This window comes from Janthinobacterium saanense (genome assembly GCF_014200675.1).
GTDB lineage: Bacteria > Pseudomonadota > Gammaproteobacteria > Burkholderiales > Burkholderiaceae_D > Janthinobacterium.
Map to the genome: position 1 here is coordinate 54,735 of NZ_JACHCI010000024.1, position 20,633 is coordinate 75,367.

The 20,633-nt window shown below is 62.1% G+C and carries 17 protein-coding genes and 2 tRNA genes; 12 read left to right on the plus strand and 7 right to left on the minus strand.

Features of this window, described 5'->3' with window-relative positions:
- Positions 1–40 precede the first annotated feature (40 nt).
- The 3 genes from HDE72_RS24095 to HDE72_RS24105 all read right to left on the minus strand — a co-directional run bounded on the left by HDE72_RS24095 (position 41) and on the right by HDE72_RS24105 (position 2,753).
- Positions 41–1,033 carry a DUF2804 domain-containing protein gene (locus tag HDE72_RS24095; protein ID WP_183747065.1) on the minus strand — a complete coding sequence of 331 codons (993 nt, stop codon included), beginning with the start codon at positions 1,031–1,033 and terminating at the stop codon, positions 41–43.
- Positions 1,030–2,307 (minus strand): winged helix-turn-helix domain-containing protein, encoded by a 1,278-nt coding sequence (locus tag HDE72_RS24100; protein WP_183747068.1) that lies wholly within the window; start codon positions 2,305–2,307, stop codon positions 1,030–1,032. The genes HDE72_RS24095 and HDE72_RS24100 overlap by 4 nt, the downstream gene beginning before the upstream one ends.
- Before the next feature lie 74 nt (positions 2,308–2,381).
- The gene (locus tag HDE72_RS24105) at positions 2,382–2,753 is read right to left on the minus strand and encodes a YajD family HNH nuclease (protein ID WP_183677038.1); all 372 of its coding nucleotides are present in this window, start codon (positions 2,751–2,753) and stop codon (positions 2,382–2,384) included.
- A gap of 259 nt (positions 2,754–3,012) precedes the next feature.
- Here HDE72_RS24105 and HDE72_RS24110 point away from each other — a divergent pair, with 259 nt between their 5' ends.
- Positions 3,013–6,033, plus strand: coding sequence for a PAS domain S-box protein (locus HDE72_RS24110; protein WP_311735283.1), 3,021 nt, complete (start codon positions 3,013–3,015; stop codon positions 6,031–6,033).
- Between the two features lie 22 nt (positions 6,034–6,055).
- Here the strand turns inward: HDE72_RS24110 and HDE72_RS28025 are convergent, their stop codons facing one another.
- Together HDE72_RS28025 and HDE72_RS28030 are read right to left on the minus strand one after the other, a co-directional pair.
- Positions 6,056–6,970, minus strand: a complete 915-nt coding sequence (locus HDE72_RS28025) for a hypothetical protein (RefSeq protein ID WP_311735282.1) — start codon at positions 6,968–6,970, stop codon at positions 6,056–6,058.
- 557 nt (positions 6,971–7,527) lie between these two features.
- Positions 7,528–8,163 carry an effector protein Tle3 domain-containing protein gene (locus tag HDE72_RS28030; RefSeq protein ID WP_183747074.1) on the minus strand — a complete coding sequence of 212 codons (636 nt, stop codon included), beginning with the start codon at positions 8,161–8,163 and terminating at the stop codon, positions 7,528–7,530.
- Between the two features lie 362 nt (positions 8,164–8,525).
- Between HDE72_RS28030 and HDE72_RS24125 the strand changes: the two genes are divergently transcribed.
- From HDE72_RS24125 to HDE72_RS24135, 3 genes are all read left to right on the plus strand, one after another.
- The gene (locus HDE72_RS24125; protein WP_183747077.1) at positions 8,526–9,752 is read left to right on the plus strand and encodes an exonuclease SbcCD subunit D C-terminal domain-containing protein; all 1,227 of its coding nucleotides are present in this window, start codon (positions 8,526–8,528) and stop codon (positions 9,750–9,752) included.
- A 56-nt stretch (positions 9,753–9,808) separates the two neighbouring features.
- Positions 9,809–10,450, plus strand: coding sequence for a hypothetical protein (locus HDE72_RS24130; protein ID WP_183747080.1), 642 nt, complete (start codon positions 9,809–9,811; stop codon positions 10,448–10,450).
- A gap of 78 nt (positions 10,451–10,528) precedes the next feature.
- Positions 10,529–14,287, plus strand: coding sequence for an AAA family ATPase (locus HDE72_RS24135; RefSeq protein WP_183747082.1), 3,759 nt, complete (start codon positions 10,529–10,531; stop codon positions 14,285–14,287).
- A 21-nt stretch (positions 14,288–14,308) separates the two neighbouring features.
- On the opposite strand, the gene HDE72_RS24140 is transcribed toward HDE72_RS24135, so the two are convergent.
- On the minus strand, positions 14,309–14,461 hold the full coding sequence (locus HDE72_RS24140) for a hypothetical protein (protein WP_183747086.1): 153 nt from the start codon (positions 14,459–14,461) through the stop codon (positions 14,309–14,311).
- Positions 14,462–14,651: 190 nt separating this feature from the next.
- Here HDE72_RS24140 and HDE72_RS24145 point away from each other — a divergent pair, with 190 nt between their 5' ends.
- The 5 genes from HDE72_RS24145 to HDE72_RS24165 all read left to right on the plus strand — a co-directional run bounded on the left by HDE72_RS24145 (position 14,652) and on the right by HDE72_RS24165 (position 17,449).
- Entirely contained in the window at positions 14,652–14,864 is a 213-nt protein-coding gene (locus HDE72_RS24145; protein WP_183747089.1) for a hypothetical protein, read from the plus strand.
- 59 nt (positions 14,865–14,923) lie between these two features.
- Positions 14,924–15,793 (plus strand): hypothetical protein, encoded by an 870-nt coding sequence (locus tag HDE72_RS24150; protein WP_183747093.1) that lies wholly within the window; start codon positions 14,924–14,926, stop codon positions 15,791–15,793.
- 83 nt (positions 15,794–15,876) lie between these two features.
- The gene (locus HDE72_RS24155; protein WP_183747096.1) at positions 15,877–17,055 is read left to right on the plus strand and encodes a methyltransferase; all 1,179 of its coding nucleotides are present in this window, start codon (positions 15,877–15,879) and stop codon (positions 17,053–17,055) included.
- Between the two features lie 63 nt (positions 17,056–17,118).
- Positions 17,119–17,195 (plus strand) — tRNA-Met (locus HDE72_RS24160).
- Between the two features lie 177 nt (positions 17,196–17,372).
- A tRNA-Met gene (locus HDE72_RS24165) sits at positions 17,373–17,449 on the plus strand.
- Positions 17,450–17,627: 178 nt separating this feature from the next.
- On the opposite strand, the gene HDE72_RS24170 is transcribed toward HDE72_RS24165, so the two are convergent.
- Positions 17,628–18,293, minus strand: coding sequence for a hypothetical protein (locus tag HDE72_RS24170; protein WP_183747097.1), 666 nt, complete (start codon positions 18,291–18,293; stop codon positions 17,628–17,630).
- A gap of 142 nt (positions 18,294–18,435) precedes the next feature.
- On the opposite strand from HDE72_RS24170, the gene HDE72_RS24175 reads away from it, so the two are divergent.
- The 3 genes from HDE72_RS24175 (at position 18,436) to HDE72_RS24185 (ending at position 20,606) form a co-directional block, all read left to right on the plus strand.
- The gene (locus HDE72_RS24175) at positions 18,436–18,942 is read left to right on the plus strand and encodes a hypothetical protein (RefSeq protein ID WP_183747106.1); all 507 of its coding nucleotides are present in this window, start codon (positions 18,436–18,438) and stop codon (positions 18,940–18,942) included.
- Between the two features lie 103 nt (positions 18,943–19,045).
- Positions 19,046–19,564, plus strand: a complete 519-nt coding sequence (locus tag HDE72_RS24180) for a sigma-70 family RNA polymerase sigma factor (RefSeq protein ID WP_183747110.1) — start codon at positions 19,046–19,048, stop codon at positions 19,562–19,564.
- A 4-nt stretch (positions 19,565–19,568) separates the two neighbouring features.
- Positions 19,569–20,606, plus strand: coding sequence for a FecR domain-containing protein (locus HDE72_RS24185; RefSeq protein ID WP_183747113.1), 1,038 nt, complete (start codon positions 19,569–19,571; stop codon positions 20,604–20,606).
- Positions 20,607–20,633 lie beyond the last annotated feature (27 nt).

Here is a 20,633-nt window from a genome sequence, read left to right on the forward strand (position 1 = left end):
TTGGGGCGGCTTTCGCAAAAAACAGTGTGCGCATCAATGACTACCAGCGCGCGCGGTGGTTTTCCGTCACGCCGGCCAGTTGCGCCACGATGCGCTTGGGCGCGCCGGCGCTGCTGCGCACCCAGCCGCTGAAAGTGCCGATCGGCTGGATATAGCGGCTGGCGGCGAGCCACAGCTTCTTGTCTTCACGACGCGCCCCTTCGGCCCTGAAATGCAGGTCTAATAAATCGTCGTCCGTCCACACATGCCAGGGCGCCAGCGGATTATCGGGATTGAAGTCGAAGTGGGCGCGGCCCAGCGCATACAGCTGGCCGTCCAGCCACAGCGCATTTTCCTGCGCGCCGAAGTAACCCGCCTGCAAATTGAAACCCAGGTCCAGGCTGTGCGCCGAAGCCCAGCGCCATGCCGTCTCGCGCGCCAGCAAGCCATTCGAATAATCGAAGCTGGCCACGCCGTCATCAAGGCTGTAGCCCTTGGCGCCGCAGCGCACGGTGCCCCACAGCGGCAGGCCGCCCGACTTTTGCGTCGCATGCACCACGCCGCCCTCGCCCACCGGACCAAAGGCCAGCAGAACGGGGGACACGGGCGGACCGCATTCGGCGTCGATGGCAAAGTGGCCGCAGTCGAGCAGCAAGCGGTGGCGCTGCTGGCTGGCTGCCTCGATGACGATCCTGTTGGACAGGAAGCGGAAACGGCTGCTGCCAGCCGCGTGCTGCGCGACCCTTCCGCCCATGCCAGGCAGGCCATTTTGCGAAAACGCGGCCACGATCTTGCCTTTGTGGCGGTCGAAAGCATAGGCGAAGGCGGTAGTGGTCCAGCCCAGGTCGACGATGGCCACGCCGCAAAACAAGGCCGGCGTGGACAGCGCCACATAATGCCAGCGCTTGTGGTGCAACAGCCGCCAGATTGCGCCGCGCGCATGGGGCGCGGCCAGCGCGGACCAGTCGAATTGCTCTACCAGCCCCGCATAGCGGCCAAAACGGGGCTTTCCATCTGCGTCCAGCAAGGTCGACGGAGATGGCGGCAGCATCATGGGGCGAGCGCAGCGGCCAGTAGCGGACCGAATGCGGCCGGCAGGGTTTGCGTCATAGTGACCTGCGGACAGCCATGCCAGTTGGCCAGGCGCTGTACGGCGCCGGCCACATCCTGCACAAAACGCGTACTGAGACGTACACCGTCTTCCAGCGCCAGCGACTTGATTTCAAAGCGTCCTTGCGCACGATGGGCTTTGGCGTCGATGCGCCCCACCAGCGCGCCACGGCGCAGAATCGGCAGCGTAAAGTAGCCGTACTGGCGCTTTTCGGCCGGCGTATAGCATTCGAGGCGGTAATCAAAACCGAACAGTTCCAGCGCGCGCCTGCGGTCCCAGACCACCGGGTCAAACGGTGACAGGATGGTCGTCAGGGTCGGCGTCAAGCCACCTGCCGCCGCCGTGCGCGCCAGCGCCGCATGGTCTGCATGCACATACACGACATCATCCCAGCCGGCTACCTGGCAACACAGCAAGGCGCCCTCATCGACCAGCGCCTGCAGGTCCTGCAGCAGGCTGGCCCGTGGCTGTCTGGTGCGGAAGTAATCGCTGATCCAGCTGGCCCGCGCCAGGCCCAGCGCCTTCACGCTGGCCAGCAGCAGGCTGCGCCGCACCTGCTGCTCCGATGGCAGCTGCGCATCATCCCAGTCGGGCAAAACGCGTTCGGCCAGGTCGTAATGGCGTTGAAAGTTATGCCGCCTGGCGATCATCAGCACGCCCGAGGTAAACAACACTTCCAGCGAGCGCTTTTCAGGCTTCCAGCTCCACCAACCGCCGGCCTTGCCATCGGTGCGCTCAAAGTCCGCCGAGCGCGCGGCGCCGTTGATGCGGATATGTTCAAGCACGGCGGCCACGGCGGGACCCTGTTCGTCCATCCATTTGACCGAGTATTTCCAGCCCATCGCCGCCGGATCGAGCATGCGCGGCCGGTACAAGCGATAGTCTTCGATGGGCACGAAACACGCTTCGTGGGCCCAGTATTCAAACAGCGCGCCCTCGGCCAGCAACTGCTCGAGCCAGGCTTGCGGATAATCGCCGAGCCGGCTCCACAACACCAGATACGGGCTGCGCGCCACCACGTGGATGGTATCGATCTGCAGCACGCCCATCTGCCGGATGGCTGCCAATATGTCGGCCTTGACGGCCTTCTTGCGGCGCGATTGCAGCAAACCCTGGGCCGCCAGGTGCAAGGCGCGGGCGCCAGCCAGGGTGAACTTCAGCGGCTCCAGAGGGCACGTGGGCAAGATGGCGGTTGTTTCGTCATGCAGATTCTTCATGCCATAAAGATACCGCATCCGCAGCCGAGCCGGCGCTTTTTTTAGGCAAGCCCGGCTATAGCCACCCTGTCGATTCAGTCTTTCTTCTTGATCAGTCCCGCCAGCGCCGCAAACGGATTATGCGTGGCGGGCGCCACTTCGGCCGACAGCAGGCCGGCGCCGCGGTCCGCTTCCAGGTAGCGCGAGTGCTCATTGTCGTGGCAATACAGGCACAGCAGTTCCCAGTTGCTGCCATCGGGCGGGTTGTTGTCGTGATTATGGTCGCGGTGATGCACAGTCAGTTGCTGCACATTGGCATGCGTGAATTCACGCGTGCAGCGGCCGCAGACCCAGGGGTACATCTTCAGCGAACGCTCGCGGTAGCCGTTCTCGCGCTGGTCGGCGGCGCGGCGCGCTTCGGCGACGATCTTGTCCAGTCTGGCTGCGTCGGGTTTTTTGCTCTGCATGACAACTTTCGATATGGGAGGAAGAAACCCTCATTTTAATGACGATGGGGCTGTCGCTGTACTATTTTTGCCACGCCGCCTGCCTCTGATAGACCCGAATATGGGGCCAGAGGGCTTTTTTTACGTACGCAGCGCCATCCATGTTTGATTTAACGCAAAATAAAGTCAATAACAGGGACCAATCCCGCACAAGCGATTCCAGGCTGCAGGCTCTATAATCCGCGCCACGCCGCCCCTTTCAATGACTCTTGAAGCGCACGTGATATCGACCACGAGACCCCTGCAACGTTTTGCCCACCGCCTGTATCGCCTCAGTCTGCCCCTGTTCGCGCTGATTTTACTGATCGTGATCTGGAGCGCCGTCATCTATCAGGTGGCCCAGGAACGCAGCAGCGCCGTCAAGGACGCCGTGGCCAGCAGCCAGTCATTGGCGCGCACTCTGGCCGACCATACCGGCTACATCCTGCGCCAGGCCGACCACGCCACGCAGCTGTTCAAGCTTAAATATGAAGAATCGGGCGCTACCCTGCGCCTGAACGAATTCACGCGCCGTCTGGGCCTGCTCGACAGCGTGCTGCCATCGAAGCTGGAACTGCCGATCGCCCTGGTCGATGCATCGGGCCACGTGATCGACAGCGTGCACGCCTATATGCCCGAGCACCTGGGCGAACACGCGTTCTTCAAGGCGCTGGCGGCCAACCCGGCCGATACGGCCCTGGTCGATACGCCCAGGCTCGATGCGGCGACCGGCAAATGGACGATACGCCTGGCGCGCCGCCTGAACGATGGACAAGGCCGTTTTGCCGGCGCCATCATCATGCTGGTCGACCCCACGTATTTCGTCGACGATTACGACCGCCTCGATCTCGACGAACATGGCGCCCTGATGCTGGTGGCGCGCGACAATGGCCTGACCGTGGGCCGCGTGGGCGAGCAGATGCTGGTCAGCGACCGCATCGATTTCCGCATGCCCGGACCACCCACGTATGCGCCCGACGAATTGCTGATCACCCCCGCCATCGACAAGACGCAGCGCATCTACAGCTACCGCGAATTGCCGCGCTACCCGCTGCTGGCCGTGGTGGGCGTCAGCCGCGAGGCCGCCCTCAGCCATTTTGAACATCGCCGGCGCGTGTATTTCGGCATCCTGATCGCCGCCAGCCTGCTGATTGCTGCTTTTACCTTCCTGCTGAACCGGCAGAGCGAACGCCTGAGGCGCAGCATCCGCCAGGCGAAAGAAGCACAAGCGCTTTTGCGGGCGGCGCATCAGGGCAGCCTCGATGCGGTGCTGCTGCTGAAAGCCTGGCGGCCGGCGCCCGGCAAGCCGGTGGAAGACTTCATCTTTGCCGATGTCAATGAACGCGCCGCCGAGATGCTGGGCCTGCCGCGCTCGGAACTGCTGGGGCAGCGCGCGCTGCGCCTGTCGCCGCTGCTGCGCGGCGAGCGCTTTTTCCGGCGCTTCGTGCTGGTGATGGAAACGGGCCAGCCGCTGGAAGATGAATTCGAACTGCAGCAGCCATCGGGCGGCACGCTCTGGCTGCGCCACCAGATCGTGCCGATCAGCGATGGCGTGGCCGTCACCTCGCGCGATATCAGCGAGCGCAAACACGACGAACTGGAAGTGCAAGGCAAGCGCAGCTTCCTGCAATCGCTGATCGAGCACTTGCCGGTGCTGGTCTACGTGAAAAGCGCCCGGCCCGAAAATTTCGGCCAGATGGTGGTGTGGAACAAGGCCGCCGAACACGTCACCGGCTACCTGGCCGACGACGTGATCGGCAAGACCGACAGCGCCGCCTTCCCGCCCGATTTCGGTTTGCATGACGGGCAGGACGACCTCACCCTCCTGGCCGAACGCCGCGTCATCGACCATCCGGAAAAACCGCTGCGCCTGGCCGACGGCAGCCTGCGCCATCTGCACGTGGTGTCCGTGCCCGTGTTTGACGAGCGCCAGCAAACCGAATACATACTGTGCATCGCCGAAGATATCTCGCAGCGCCGCCAGCAGGAACTGGAACTGCGCCAGAACCAGGCCGAACTGGCCGCCGTCACCGATGCTTCGCCTTTGGGCCTGGTGCGCCTGGACCGCCAGCGCCGCTGTACCTATGTCAACCGCACCTTCGAGGCCATCACCGGCCTGCCGCGCGCCGCCGCCCTGGGCGCCGGCTGGACCAGCGCCCTGCACCCTGACGATTATCCGCAGATGCACGTGGCGCTGGAGCGGCTGCGCCACGACCACGCGCCGTTCCAGTCCACCCTGCGCTGCCTGCACCGCGACGGCAAGCTGGTGTGGGTCTCCGTGAAGATCGCCCCCATCCTCATCGATGGCCAGATCGAAGGCTATGTGGGCAGCCTGGACGACATCACCACCCTGCGCGAATCGGAAGTGGCGCTGCTGGAAAGCGAATCGCGCCTGCGCACCATCGCCGACACCCTGCCCGCCATGATCGCCTACGTCGACGCCGACCAGATCTTCCGCTTCCTGAACATCGCCTATGAACGCGAATTCGACCTGGTCGGCATGCAGGTGCTGGGCAAGAGCGTGATAGAGACCATCGGCCCGGCGCGCCACCGCATCGTGCTGCCGTATATCGAGCGCGTGCTGCGCGGCGAAACCCTCAGCTTCGAGGAAGAAGACCTGAAGGAAGGCCTGGAACGCTGCATGGAAGTGATCTATATCCCGCAGATCGGCGAAGACAATCTGCATGTGGTGGGTTTTCACGTGATGCGCCAGGATATCACCGTGCAAAAACGCGAAAAACAGCGCTTGCTGAAACTGGCCCAGGTCGATACCTTGACGGGCCTGTCCAACCGCGCCGGCTTTACGCAAAAGCTCAGCGACGCCATGCACGACAGCCGCCAGCAAGGCGGTTTGATGGCCGTCATGTACATGGATATCGACCGCTTCAAGCCCGTCAACGACACCTACGGCCACGGCACGGGCGACGCCCTGCTGCGCGCCTTTGCCCAGCGTTTGACCCACACCATGCGCGCCACCGACTTCATCGCCCGCCTGGGCGGCGACGAATTCACCATCATCATGGAACACATCAACCGGCCCCACGACGCCGCCATGCTGGCCGAAAAAATCGTCTCGGCCATGCGCCAGCCTTTCGATCTCGATGGCGTCGCCGTCAGCATCTCGGCCAGCATCGGCCTGGCCTTCTACCGCGATGAAGACATCAGCCCCGCCGTGCTGCTGCAGCGGGCCGACGTGCTGCTGTACCAGGCCAAGCAGGATGGGCGCAATACCTATCGGGCCGGGACCATGGTCGACGGATAAACCATGGGGGGGCAGGTCGGCACTAGCGCGAGTAGCCCTGCGAGCCCGGCCGCGCATCGTAGCGCAAGCCCCACCATGGCAGGAAGACGGTATTGCCGCCGCGTGCGCGGAACCAGGCTTTGTCGTGGTCGATGGGCCGCACCACGGCGGGTGGCGCCACCACCAGGGCTGTTACTTGCTGGGCTTCGCTGGTGCCCGCCACCAGCACGGCGCCGCCCACATGGTTTGCGTACCCAATTGCCAGCGCCACATTGGTCAGCGCCGTGCCGGCGCCTGTTTCGCCCAGCAAGGCCGGCAGATTGAAGGTTTGCTTGTTGAAATCAAATTCAGGCAATTGCTCCGTCAGGCTTTGCGCCAAAGGGCCGATGCGTTCGGATGAGGCAGGATAAACGGTGCCGGCATCATGAATCACGTAGGCGATGGCGCTGTCACTGCGCTGCGCATTCCTGGCCGCATCGTCGATGGCGGCGTTCCATGCCTGCACGATGCGGGGCGGCAATCCCTTGGCGGCCTTGAAATCGTTGACCGCGCGGGTGACAGGAAAGCCCAGCCACGCCAGCGGCGCGCGTTCCGTCTTGTAGTCGGGGCCGGCCAAGACCAGCAAGACCATGTTTTCATTGATCTGCTCATCCTTGGGCGGATAGCTGGGGGCATCCCAGTTCATTACCCAGACGGTTTTATCGGGATGCGCTTGCAGGTAGGCCAGGCCCGCCGCCAGCGAAGTAAAACCTGCATTGGCACTGCCCATGGTGACGCGGACGTCGGGCGGGGTAGGCGTAGTCCAGGAATTGGGGAAGTTGGGATTACCGATGCTGAAGGCGCGCCGGATCTTCTCGCTTAAATATGTTCCTGCTTCCGCGGGATCGAGCCGTCCTGCCGGTAAAGTGTACTCGACGTGGATGCCAGCCAGTTCCCGACGTGTAGACTTATCAGTCAAGGAGTGGGCATTATAAAAATATTCTTCACTTGAAAAATAAATGTCACGAAACAAGACAATCAACTCAGTCACATATTTGTGATGATAGCCTTCGAAAGTTTCACTTCCATCATTGCCGGTGGCAATCATGCCAATCGATTGTACCTTACCAAAACGCACGGGATTTTCCTTGACCTTGCTATCGTCCTTGTTCGGTTTTGCCAGTCCCAATGTCCACAGCAGTTGCCACTCAGTGGAATAGTCACGACGCTGCAAAGGATTCAGCCATTGCAGACCCACTACCTGCGCCATATAGGGCTTTGTACCGGCCTCAGGGACAGCAACAATCGCTGGCGCGATGGCTAGCGGCTTGCTTGCACAGGCTGAAAGAAACAAAAGTACAGCAAGCGCGGATGCACCAGGCAGCAGTAATAGTCGTTTCATGAGCAATCCTCCTTCAATAGGGGCATCCGACGACACGGCCTGCGATACAGACCAAAGTGCAAGGGCAAAGACAAGACTGAATACGAGCATGCTCCAGCCCAGTCGGCGGGGAAAAGTTGAAATCAGAGCGCGCATCAGTTTGTATCCTGTGGGCGCTGATACGTACGCTCATCCACAATTTCAACAGGCATGGCGCCCGTACTGCCGTGGCTTTGCACCCATTCCAGCAAAGGCATTTTCTTGAACAAGCCAAGTTTGAAATATTCATGGAATATCCTGTTCGGATTCCCATTTTTTTCTAACTCTTTCAACAACCGCCAATCAGCAATCACCCGTAAATTCCGCATGGCCTTCTCGCTGATATGACTCACCCCCACTGCCACGTCATACGCCAGCACCCTTTCCGCATGCATGGGATTGGTCAAAATAGTGGAATGGTCGGTGGCGTGGGTGTCGCAGGTGGCGATCAGTTGCTGTTGGATTTCCTGCTTGCGCCATTGCAGGAATTCCGGCGTGGCCGTCGATAAATCGTCTTCCATGCCCACCTTGGCGCCCTTGGGGTAGAGATTTTCGCGCCGCGCCTTCATGCGCAGGCGTGCATGGTCTTCATAGCGCAGGCCTGCTTCGGTATGGCGGTCGCCTTCCGGCGTGCCGCCGATGCTGTCATCAGCATAGGGTTCGCCTGGCTCGCGCAACTTGCCCGCCTGGCGATGCGTGCCGGGCGGGTCTTTTTCCTGGTCGAACTGGTCGCTGGCGAGGCCAAAGCGCACGGCTTGCGGCGCAAACGTTGTCGGAATTGACGCCGTGCACGAAGATGATGATGCCGGGCGACGGCATCTGCTGCAAACAGTCCTGTAATCGATGGCTGAAGCAGGTGGTGCCGGCGGCCTGGCCCACCACCAGCTCGACTTGCGGATTGAATGGCTGGTCGGGACCGCTGCCTGGCGTGTCGCTCATGGCGGGCTTTCATCGTAACCGGACTGGTCACTGTAAGCCCTTGCTTATCCTTATGTTTTAAGCCTGATCAACTCAGCTATTGAACTATATTGAGCACGCTCTCGCTTCTTCCCCCTTTTCCAGTCCTGTTTTCAGCTATATTGACGCCTGTTCCATCTCTTGCAAGTTCCTCATCATGCGCCTGCTGCATACTTCCGACTGGCATCTGGGCCAGACCCTGCATAACTATGAGCGGGGCTACGAGCACCAACGCTTCCTGGACTGGCTGCTCGACACCCTCGTGGCCGAACAGGTCGACGTGCTGCTGGTGGCTGGAGATATCTTCGACAATGCCAATCCCTCGTCGGCGTCGCAAAAGCAGCTCTACGTTTTCCTGCAGCAGGCGCGCGTGCGCCTGCCCGCGCTGCAACTGGTGGTCATCGCAGGCAACCACGATTCAGCAGGCCGGCTGGAAGCGCCCGGCCCGCTGCTGGCGGCGCATGGCACGCATGTGATCGGCCATATCCTGCGCGACGATGCCGGCCATATCGATCTGGAGCGGCTGCTGCTGCCACTCACCGGCAGCGATGGCACAGTGCAAGCCTGGTGCCTGGCCGTGCCTTTTTTACGCCCAGGCGACGTGCCGAAGATTCCGAACGATAGCGGCCAGGACCCCTACCTCGGCGGCATCGCCCTGCTGTACCGCCAGCTGACGGACCTGGCGCTGGCGCGGCGCCAGCCTGGCCAGGCCATCGTCGCCATGGGCCACTGCCATATGGTGGGCGGCGAGATGTCCAACGATTCCGAGCGCCGCATCGTCATCGGCGGCACCGAAATGCTGCCGTCCGGGATATTTGATGCGTCCATCGCCTATGCCGCGCTGGGCCATCTGCACCTGGCGCAAAGCGTGGGCAAGCAAGCGCATATCCGCTACAGCGGCAGCCCGATTCCGCTGTCGTTTGCCGAAGTGGGCTACCGCCACCAGGTGCTGTGCATCGATCTCGATGGCGAAAGCTTGCGCGAAGTGCGGAGCATCGACATTCCACGCGCCGTGCCGCTGCTGCGCGTGCCGGCCAAGCCGGCGCCCATCGATGAAGTGCTGGCCCAATTGGCCGCCCTTGAGGTACCCGAGAGCGCAGCGGAAGCGCGCCCTTTCCTGGAAGTGCGCGTGCGCCTGGACGCGCCCGAACCGGGCCTGCGCACGCGCATCGAAACAGCGCTCGACGGCAAGGCCGTGCGCCTGGCGAAGATCGAGACATCGAGCGCCGCGCGCAGCAGCGCGCCGGAAAACATGACCCTGGACCAGTTGAACCAGCTGCAGCCGGACGAGATTTTCCGCCGCCTGTACCAGCAAAAATATGGCAAGGAAGCGCCGCCCGAACAGCTGTCGGCGCTGGCTGAATTGCTGCTGCCGTCCGCCTGACGACGGGAACGTCCACACCGAATAATATTTTCGCCTATTGCCACTAGAAAGGTTTTATGAAAAGAATCCATCTGTTCCCTCTGCTTGGCCTTTCAATGCTGATCTCTCTCGCAGGCTGCGGACCAAGCGCCGACTACCCACCGCCGAGGCCCGCCGAAAAGACAGCGGCGTCGCAACTGTCGAAACCCATCATGCTCAAAGACCTGAGCACTGGCCTCAAGGCAGGGAAATCGGTAGCGGATGGCTATCTGGGTAAATGGAGCTATTTCGGCAAGCCACGTGTCGTCACAACTGAGCAGTTGGCCGACGGCACAGTCACCGCCATCACGGTCATGCTGGAGGGTGGGGACAGATACGCACTCGTAAAAGAACTGGAGGAGAAATACGGCAAGGAAGAAGGCCATCCCGTCACGTTCAGCTGCAACCGTGCCGAGCGCCACCTGCCTATGCTCGATAACGCCAGAATCGTCGATGAAAACTGCATGGTGCATCATGCCGATCAAATATTACGCATCCATGCACTCTCCCCGTATGAAACGGAGATGATCAACAAGCTATGGTCTGCGAGAGCCCTGTTCTACACCACCAAATTAACGCTGGTCGATACCGGCCTTGAAGCCAAACGCGAGGCGGCCATAGCGGCAGCATCTGCCGAAAAGATCGCGGCCGAACAGGCCAAGGCAAAAAAAGATCTGTAAGCGCCTCCAGAGTCATCCAGCTTGCCGCTTTGCGGCGGCAAGGGGCGTACGACGACTGCATCAGTATAAAAGAACAGCATGAAAATCCTGAAAATCAGCGGCAAGAACCTGGCTTCGCTGGCCGGCGAATTTGAAGTCGACTTCGAACAGGAGCCGCTGGCGTCCAGCGGCTTGTTCGCCATCAGCGGCCCCACGGGCGCCGGCAAGAGTACCTTGCTCGACGCGCTGTGCCTGGCCCTGTATGACGCCACGCCGCGCCTGCTGAAAGTGGCGGGCCGCAGCAGCGCCCTGCCCGACGTGGGCAAGGAAACCGTCAATGCCCAGGATACGCGCACCCTGCTGCGCCGGGGCACGCCTGAAGGCTATGCACAAGTCGATTTCGTCGGCAATGAGGGCGCCCACTACCGCGCCCGCTGGAGCGTGCGCCGTTCGCGCAGCAAGGCCGAAGGCGCGCTGCAGGCAACCGCCATGAGCTTGCACAAGCTGCCAGAAATGCAAGCAGTCGGCGGCACCAAGACCGAGGTCAAGGAAGAAATCGAAAAGCGCATCGGTCTGTCGTTCGAACAGTTTACGCGCGCCGTGCTGCTGGCGCAAAATGAGTTTTCCACCTTTTTGAAAACGGAAGACAATGAACGGGGCGAGCTGCTCGAAACGCTGACCGGCAGCACCATTTATTCCGATATTTCCGTGCGCGCCTTCGAGCGGGCAAAAAAGGAAAAACTGGTCCTGGAGCGGCTGGCGGAAAAGCTGGCCGACCAAAGGCCTTTGCCGCCGGAAGAGCGGGCCGACACGGACGCGCAGGCAACTGCCGCCGAAACCGCCTTGCACACCCTGGACTTGCGCAAGACTGTGCTGGAACAGCAGCAGCGCTGGCATCAGGAGACGCAAAAGCTGCAACAGCAGGTCGTGACTGCACAGCAGGCGCTGGAAACTTCAGCCGCAGAACGCGAAGCGGCGCAGGACAGGCACGCCGCGCTGGCCCAGTGGGAATTGCTGCAGCCGGCCCGCCCCCTGATTGACGATGCCGCTCGCCTGGCCGCCGATATAAGCAATGCCAGCCTGGTGCTGGAATCGTCGCGCCAGCAAGCGGCGCAGGCGCAGGCCAGCCAGGAACTGGCGGCGGCCCAGGTGCAGCAAGCCACGGCAGCTTTGCAGGCGCAGGAAACAGCACAGCGCGATGCCGCGCCGCTGCTGGACCAGGCCAAGGCGCTCGATGCGGGTATCGCCGCCCGCCTGCCCGCGCATGGCCAGGCCCAGGCTGCGGCAAAGGCGGCCGACCAGGCCAACGATGCTGCGCAAGCGAGCTTGCTGGCGCAGCAGGAGCGCCAACGCAGCTTGAACAAGGAACAGGAAGCGGGCGCACAATGGCTGGACAGCCACCAGCATTGGGCCTCGCTGGCCCAGTCATGGCCCTTGTGGGACCAGCTATTCACGCAAGCGGGCCAGGCCGCCGCGCAAGCCGATGCGGCCGAGACCATCCTGGCGCAGGCAAGGCAGTTGCTGGAACAGGCCGATGCAGAAACCGTGACGGCGCAAGCCATGTTGACGACGGCGACCACCACCCTGGCCGCGCGCGAAGCGCAAAGACAAACGGCATTGGCTGCCTTGCGTACCATCGATGGTGAACGATTGCAGGCACAAAGGACGCAATTGCAAGCCCATGGCCAGACCTTGGGCGCGGCAGAAAAAGCCTGGAGCGAACTGGCGCGCAAGCAGCAGGAACTGACACAATGGCAGGCTAAAGTCACGCATTTGGCGCAAGCCGTGCAGGCGGAACACGCGGCACTGGTGGCGGAAACGGCAAAGACGGCCGCGATTGATGCGGCTCTGGTCCAGGCGGAAAAATCCCTGAAAAACGCTGAAGCTGCCTGTGCCGCCAGCGTCGAGCAATTGCGCGCCAACCTGGCGATTGATACGCCCTGCCCGGTCTGCGGCGCGCTGGAACACCCGTACAGCCATCAAGACCCTGTCTCGCAGGCGATGCTGGCCAGCCTGCAAAACGATGTGCAGGCCTGCCGCGCGCTATCGCACGCCAATATCGCGCAACTGGCTGCGCACAAGGCCGCGCTGGATGGCTATGCACGCGAGCAGGCACCCGCCGCGTTGGCGCTGGCAGCCCTGCCGCCCGCCATCACCCAACTGACGACGCAGTGGCAATCGCATTCCGCCACCCTGCTGCTGCCGGCAGAAGAGCTACGTACGGACTGGTTTGCAGAACAACTGGCAGCCAATGCGGCGGGCTTGCAGGCGCTGGCCCAGCAAGACCTGGCGCTGCGCCAGGCCCAGACCCAGCGTGATCAGGCGCAGGTCGCCCACGAACAGGCGGCGTCGGAACATGTCAGGCTGACGGCTGCCCTCTCGTCGGCCCGGACAAAGCTGGCGCAACTGCAGGCGCAGCATGCGGCCAGCAAGGACAAGGGCGAAACCGCACGCGGCGCGCTCGATGGCTTGCTGACCCAGCTCGATAGCGCTTTTGCGGACACCGAGGGCGCCGAAGACTGGAAGGAGAACTGGCGGCAAGGTCCCGCCGACTTCCGTGCGGCGCGCGAAATGGAAAGCGCGCAGTGGCAAAAACAGCAAGCGGCGCAGGAAATCCGTATCCAGACACTGGCCACCCTGGCCGCGCAGCTAAGCGGAACACAGGCGGCGGCAAGCCAGGCGCAGCAGCTTGCCAAGGATGCGCATGCCGCATTCAATAGCCTAGCTACGCAGCTCAAGACGCTGCAGGCAGAGCGCAACGCGCTGTGGCATGGCCATGCCGTGACCGAGGTTGAGCACAAGCTGGCCGCCGCGATCGAGGCAGCAAAAGCCACGCTGGTCCAACAGCAAACGGCGGCGCACGCAGCCAGCCAGGAACGGACGCGTCTAGCTGAAGCGTGCGCGCAAGCCGAACAACGGCTGGCTTTTCTACGCCAGCAGGAACTTGCCGCCTCGGCCGCGCTGCAAGACTGGCTGCAGCAATTCCGGCAGGCGCACCCCGGCCACGCGCCGGAAGATATCATCAGCCTGCGTGAGCGCTTGTCCATTTCACCAGAAACCATGCAGATGGAGCGCGAAATCCTGCAAGCGATAGCCCACCGGCATACGGCCGCCGTCACCGTGCTGGCCGAACGCCGCCAGCAATTGGCAATCCATGTGGAACTGCCACCGGCCGAACTGGAAACGGATGTGGCGGTGCTGCAGACCGCGCTCGACGCCTTGACGGCTGAGCGCCAGCAAGCCAACCAGCAGGCGACTCAGCTGCGCCTGGCCATCGCCCAGGACGACGCCAAGCGCCACAGTGCCCAGGCGATGCTGGCACAAATCGAAGAGCAAGCGGCCATCGAGCGGCGCTGGGCCAGCCTTAACGAGTTGATCGGTTCGGCCGATGGCAAGAAATTCCGCAACTATGCCCAGCAATTCACCCTGGAAGTGCTGCTCGGCTACGCCAACGCGCATCTGAACCACCTGGCGCGGCGTTACCAGCTCGAACGCATCGACAATCCGAACAATCCCTCGCTGGGACTGATGGTGCGCGACCAGGACATGGGCGGCGAACTGCGCTCCGTCCACTCGCTGTCGGGTGGCGAATCCTTCCTCGTCTCGCTGGCCCTGGCGCTGGGTCTGGCCTCGCTGTCGTCGAACCGGGTGCGCGTGGAATCGCTGTTCATCGATGAAGGTTTCGGCAGCCTCGACACGGAAACCCTGCGCGTGGCCATGGATGCGCTCGACGGCTTGCAAGCGATGGGGCGCAAGGTCGGCGTCATCTCGCACGTGCAGGAAATGACGGAACGCATCGCCACCAAGATCCTGGTACGGCCGGGTTCGGGCGGCAAGAGCGTGGTGACGGTGCAATGACGCGGCAACAGCGAGAACAGCCTAGCGCGTTACAGAACCCGTTTGCAGCCTGAGCATGTCCCAGCCCAGCTCGCGCCGGATCTGTTCCGGATCGGGCGGCGGGCGACGCTGTTCGAGCTCGGCTTTCAACCATTTCCTGACCATTTCCTTGCCAGGTTTCTGACGCTGTTCCATGGTGTACCTCAATCATTGAGACCAATCGAGATGCCAAACGGCATCTCTGTATCCATAACGTAACAGCCATCATTCAGTTGACGCGAGCGTAGCGAAGATGCAACAGTCTGTAACGATGCGGCAAGTGCGGTAAAATCCCGGCCTTCGCGCGTTGCCCACGGCACGCCCCGCAATCGTCTTTAGGAAGCCCATGAAAGCCGCCCGCAGCCTTACCTTCAAGTGCGTAAAATGTCACAAATCCATGCAGGTCTACCTGCAAAAAGTGTCCGCCTGCTCGCATATCCAGCCTTACCAGGGCATCTGCCAATGCGGCGAGGTCAAGCGCCACGCCATCGGCCAGGCTGAAACCGTCAAGGCATATATTGAATCGGCAGACGGTAGCTGGACACATCACCACCACTAATGGTTAAAGAATGAGAGCGAGCCGCCGTTAATCAGGTATTCGCTCATTCAAGATAAACCATGTCCCAGCTTCCTGCCCTCATCCCCGCTTCACGCCAGAACGCCGCCAATACCGTGGCGGGCCAGGGCCAGCAAGCGCCCAAAACGGGTAGCGATCTGGCCAACTTCGCCGGTTCGCCGCTGATGCAGCGCACCACGCAGGATGTGGTGGCCTTGTCGAAGAATGGCCTGGACTTGTCGGCCCAGGGACTGTCCCAGCGCACCGATGCGCTGGGCAACGCCACCGTCGATGCGGCGCAGGACTTCCTCAAGAATATGACGCAAAAGATGTTTGGCGATGGCGCCAGCATCTCTTTTGATAGCGTCGACTTGCAAGCGGCATCGGGTTTTTCCAGTGGCGCCGCCAGCGTTTCGGGCCCCAAGGGCACCAGCCAGGCGGCCGCTTTCAGCCTTGACGAGAACGCCCATTTCATCGGCAAGGGCAAGATCACCACGGCCGATGGCCAGACCTTCGACTTTGAAGTGGAAGTGCAATACCAGTCCAATATCAGCGCGGGCGCCCTGCAGCAAACGCCGGCCGATGTGCCCGATACGTCCGACACCAACAAGCCTGATGACGCCGGCTTGCTTAGCAAGCAACTTCCCGCCACCAATTTCGCAGGCAATTTGAACGACCTGTTCAAGCTGCTGGGCCAGCAGCTGCAAAGCAATATTTTCCATGGCAATCAAGATACTGCCAGCACCAGCAACAAGGACGGCGACCAGGCCGGCAGCCTGACCCTGCGCCTGTTGAACCTGGTGCAACCCGCCAAGACAGCCGAGACAGACAAGACCGAAACCAAGGCAGACGCCCAGGCCCGTGCGCTAGCCGCTGCCTATGGCGCGGACGAGCAGCCAGCAGCACCGGCGATATCGCAGACCCAGGCTTAGGCCGCCACCTAGCAGCCACGTATAATAGAAGACGGCCTGCGCAGGCGACCATGCCGCGCGCCCTCTTCTTTCGATTGAATCCCATGTCCGACACTTCTTCAAATACCGCCCATCCGCAGATCCACTGGAGCGAAAACGGCGCCGAACACACGGCCCGCTGGCGCTCGGAAAGCGGCATGCCGCCACCGAAGCGCGTCGTCATCGCCGACGACCGCACGACGGCCGACCAGGCGTATCGCCTGGCTTGCGAAGGCACGGCCATGCTGTGGCGCGGCGACTTCCAGAATGCCCGCCAATTGCTGCAGGCGCTGGCGCGGCGCGCCGACCATAAAAACGACAAACCCGGCAAGAAGGCCAAGGCGACCAAGCTGGCCAAGCCAGAACCGAGCGCCACCGAAGCCTTCCATTTGCACCGCCAGGCCCAGTCGCAGCGCGCCCGCACCCTGGCCATGGTGCTACTGCCTTTCGACGCCGACTACACGGTGCCGCTGCGCCGCGCGCCCGACGTGAAACTGGCTTGCAATGAAGCCTACGGCCGTGGCACGGAACCGTTTATCGCCTCGCTGCGCGAATTGCTGGGCCTGATCGGCGCCCACGAATGGCGCCGCACGGGCGTGGAATTGCCGGCCCTGGGCCAGCGCATCCACCCGCATTACGGTGTGTTCGCGCCGATCCGTGGCGAATACGTGGCCCTGGTAGCCGATACGCCGTTGCCACCGCGCACGAAACTGGCTTTCGATATCGGTACCGGCACCGGCGTGCTGGCTGCCGTGCTGGCGCAGCGCGGCATCGAGCGCATCATCGCCACCGACCAGGATGCGCGTGCCCTGTCTTGCGCGCGTGAAAACCTGGCCCGCCTGGACTTGAGCGACAAGGTCGAGATCATCCAGGCCGACCTGTTCCCGGCCGGCCGCGCCCCACTGGTGGTGTGTAATCCGCCGTGGCTGCCTGCCCGCCCCAGCTCGCCGATCGAATACGCCGTCTACGACCCGGACAGCCGCATGCTGCGCGGTTTCCTGGCCGGCCTGGCCGACCATCTGGAGCCTGCAGGCGAAGGCTGGCTGATCCTGTCCGACCTGGCCGAACACCTGGGCCTGCGTCCGCGCACGCAATTGCTGGAGTGGATCACGGCAGCCGGTTTGAAAGTGGTCGACCGCCACGACGTCAAACCGACGCACCCGCGCGCGCAAGACGCCACCGACAGCCTGCATGCGGCACGCTCGAAAGAAGTCACCTCATTGTGGCGTTTAGCCGCCGCTTGACGGGAGCCGCAATCCCCGGCCATTGCGCAATGCAGCAAACTACACTATAATTCTGGCCTCAGACGCGGGGTGGAGCAGTCTGGCAGCTCGTCGGGCTCATAACCCGAAGGTCACAGGTTCAAATCCTGTCCCCGCAACCAGACACATGAAAGCCGCTGATTCTTGCAAAGGAATCAGCGGCTTTTTCATTGTGGCATGCCTCTACGCCAGACTTTAGGTAGCAGGAAGCGGCCTCGCTTTTCAAATAACAATACCCCTTCAAAGCAGACTTAGCAAAAATCATTCCCGCGACACGGTGAACTGGTATATAATTCGCCTGCGGGGTGGAGCAGTCTGGCAGCTCGTCGGGCTCATAACCCGAAGGTCACAGGTTCAAATCCTGTCCCCGCAACCAGAATTCCTGAAAAGGCTTATCGTTCGCGATAAGCCTTTTTGCATTGGAAGCGGTTTTCTCAAATCCATATCCCTGCTCCGATTCATGACGGGTTGGAAAATTGGGCATCAGCATGCATACGTGGCGTAGCTTCCCATGATGGGGGTGAGGTGGATTGAGTTAGGACGGGTAGTGGGAACTACTCTGCACTGGCCCGTATCTGCTTGGCCGCTGCGCGCAAACTGGCTGCTGCGCGGTCCAGCCGGTCGATGCCGGCCGCGTCGGACAGGGCTGCAAACGCGCTGATATGGAAGGTGGCGACCATCATCGGCGACAAAGCGCTGTCGATCGCCGCGCGGCTCAAGTCCGTCGAGGCGTCCAGATAAGCCTCGCTGCCGGCTTCGAAGGCTTGCTTGGTGTCCAGCAATTCCTGGCCGCCATCCGCCCTGGCCAGGCAATCGTCGACTTTTTGCTGGAAGGCAGGCATGGGATCGATTACCGGTTCGGCCACTGCGTCCGGGGTGGTAGCCGCGTCGGCTGGCTTGGCGCTGGCGGCATCCGTATTTTTTTCCGCCGACAGTACGCTCAAGGTCAGCCAGCGCTCGACCGCCAGATAATCCTCGAACGGGTCGGCCACCTTGGGGTTGATCAGCCATACTTCGCCCGTACGCCAGTCTATCCTGGAACCGCGCTCGTCTCTGGCCAGCAGAATATCCTTGCCGCCATTGGGGTTCGACATGCGGCCGATTTCAACCCAGTTCATCAGCTCGGCCTGGCGCGACATCGCATTCACACGATGAAAGTAGCCCATCCATAAAAATCTGGCGATCAAGAGAACCAGGGCACCGCCAACCATCCACATCATTTTTCGCTCCGCGCGTTCCACATCGACAGCGCCCATTTTCGCACATGAAACTAGGCATTTTTAAAACTTTGCACTGAGGAAACATCAGAATAGTGTATCGACCATGTTAAATTGCTACTTTCACTCGCCATGGCTAGCCACAATGAAGTTATTACGCGCCCTTGCGCTTCCTGTCGTCCTGTTTTTTTCCAGCACCGCACATTCGAGCCCTACCACTTCCAGCAAGGAAGATAGCGAAGCACTGCTGCAGTTCGTGGCGCCCTTCGCCGAACAGCAACTGGGCAAGCATGGCGCATTCCTGCCCTTTGGCGCCGGCATGACAGCCACTGGCGAGATCGTCGCCACCAGCGCTGGCAATGGCGACGAAACACCACTGCCTGCAGACATCATTGCAATGTTGCAAGAATTACATGCGGGAAGCGCCGCCGCCGGAAAGTTCAGGGCCACCGCGCTCGTCTATGATGCCTCGGTGCCCTTGCCCTCCTCCAGCCAGACCAGCGACGCCATCGCCATCGCGCTCGATCACGAGGATGGCTACTCCGTCGTGACCTTCCTGCCCTACACACTGGTAGAGGGCAAATTGCATCGTGGGCCAGCATTCACGCGCCCAGGGACCGCATCGATATTCAAGAAGTCCATCATGCAGTAAAGACGGCGCCAGTCGCATTTCCACAACGCGTGATCGATGCGGATTGTCTGCGTGACACGACTACGATACAATGAGAACAATTCTCATTTAGATTGTTTGCCTTGTGCTTGCCGCCCACCCATCATCGCCAGACTTCCAGTCGCTCTACAGCCAGCACCATGGCTGGCTGCTGGGCTGGCTGAAGCGGCGCCTGCACGATGCGGGCCTGGCCAGCGATCTGGCGCAAGACACCTTCATCAAGATACTGGTCGCACGCAGCAGCAACGACATCATCGCACCGCGCCCCTTCCTGGCGACCATCGCCAGGCGTTTGATCGCCAACCACTGCCGGCGCGAAGAGCTCGAGCATGCCTATACCGACGCGCTGATGCACTTGCCGCCAGCGCACGCGCCCTCGCCGGAAACGCTGTCCATCCTGGTCGAATCGCTGCAGCTGATCGACCGCGCGCTCGACACCTTGTCCGACAAGGCCAGGAACGCCTTTTTGATGGCCCATCTCGATGGCCTGACGTATGCCGAAATCGCCGCAGAACTGCAAGTGAGTACCCATTCGGTCAAGAAGTATCTGAGCCAGGCCAATCTGCTGTGCTTTTTTGCCGTGCCCGATTTTGCCTCGCCCTGACACCATGCGCCCCTCCGCCGCCGCGCCCAGCATGGTGTATGCCGAAGGCCAGCCCATCGCCATGGCGATTGCCATGCAGGCAGCCGAATGGCTGACCACCTTGATGAGCGGACAAGCCACCTCCGTCGAAAAGGCGGCATGGGCCGACTGGCGCCAGTCGCACCCCGACCATGAACGCGCGTGGCGGCATATCGAAAAAGTCAGCGGCGGTTTCCAGGGACTCGACGGGCAAGCCAGCCGCCAGGCGCTGGCGCGCCGCTCGCGCAGCATGTCGGCTGGCGGCTTGCCGATTTCCCGGCGCGGCAGCCTGAAGGCGCTGTCCTGGCTGGCCGCCATTGGCCTCTCCGGCTGGCTGGGCGCCCGCTCGCAACCGGCGCAGACGCTGCTGGCCGATGCCGCCACCAGCACCGGCCAGCGCCGCGATATCACCCTGCCGGACGGCACCCAAGTAACGCTCAATAGCGGCAGCGCCATCAACATCCGCTATTCCAGCACCCAGCGCCTGCTGCAACTGGTGCAGGGAGAAGTATTCATCAGCACGGCCCATGAAACCAGCGGGCCGTATCGTCCCTTCCTGGTCGAAACGGCGCAGGGCCACGCGCTGGCGCTCGGCACGCGCTACTCGGTGCGCCAGGACGGCGAACGCACCAGCGTCGCGGTGGAGCAAGGCGCCGTCCGGCTCACGCCGCGCCATGGCAGCGGCAGTCTCGTCATCCACGCAGGCCAGGGCAGCAGCATGGATGCGCAGCACGTCGCCCCCGTACACACCGTGTCGCCCGATGTGTGGGGCTGGCGCCGTGGCTTGCTGCTGGCCGACGACATGCGCTTGCGCGACTTCCTGCATGAACTGAGCCGCTACCGCCACGGCGTACTCGGTTGCGACGACGGCGTGGCCGACCTGCGCATCTCGGGCGTGTTCCCGCTGCATGACCTGGACGCCGTGCTGCTGTCGCTGCCCGATACCTTGCCGGTCGACCTGCGGCTGCGCACGCGCTACTGGGTCCAGGTGGAAGCGCGCAAAAAAAAATTAAAGATATCGTAAAAAAAGTAGCCGTTTCCGATTTCCGCG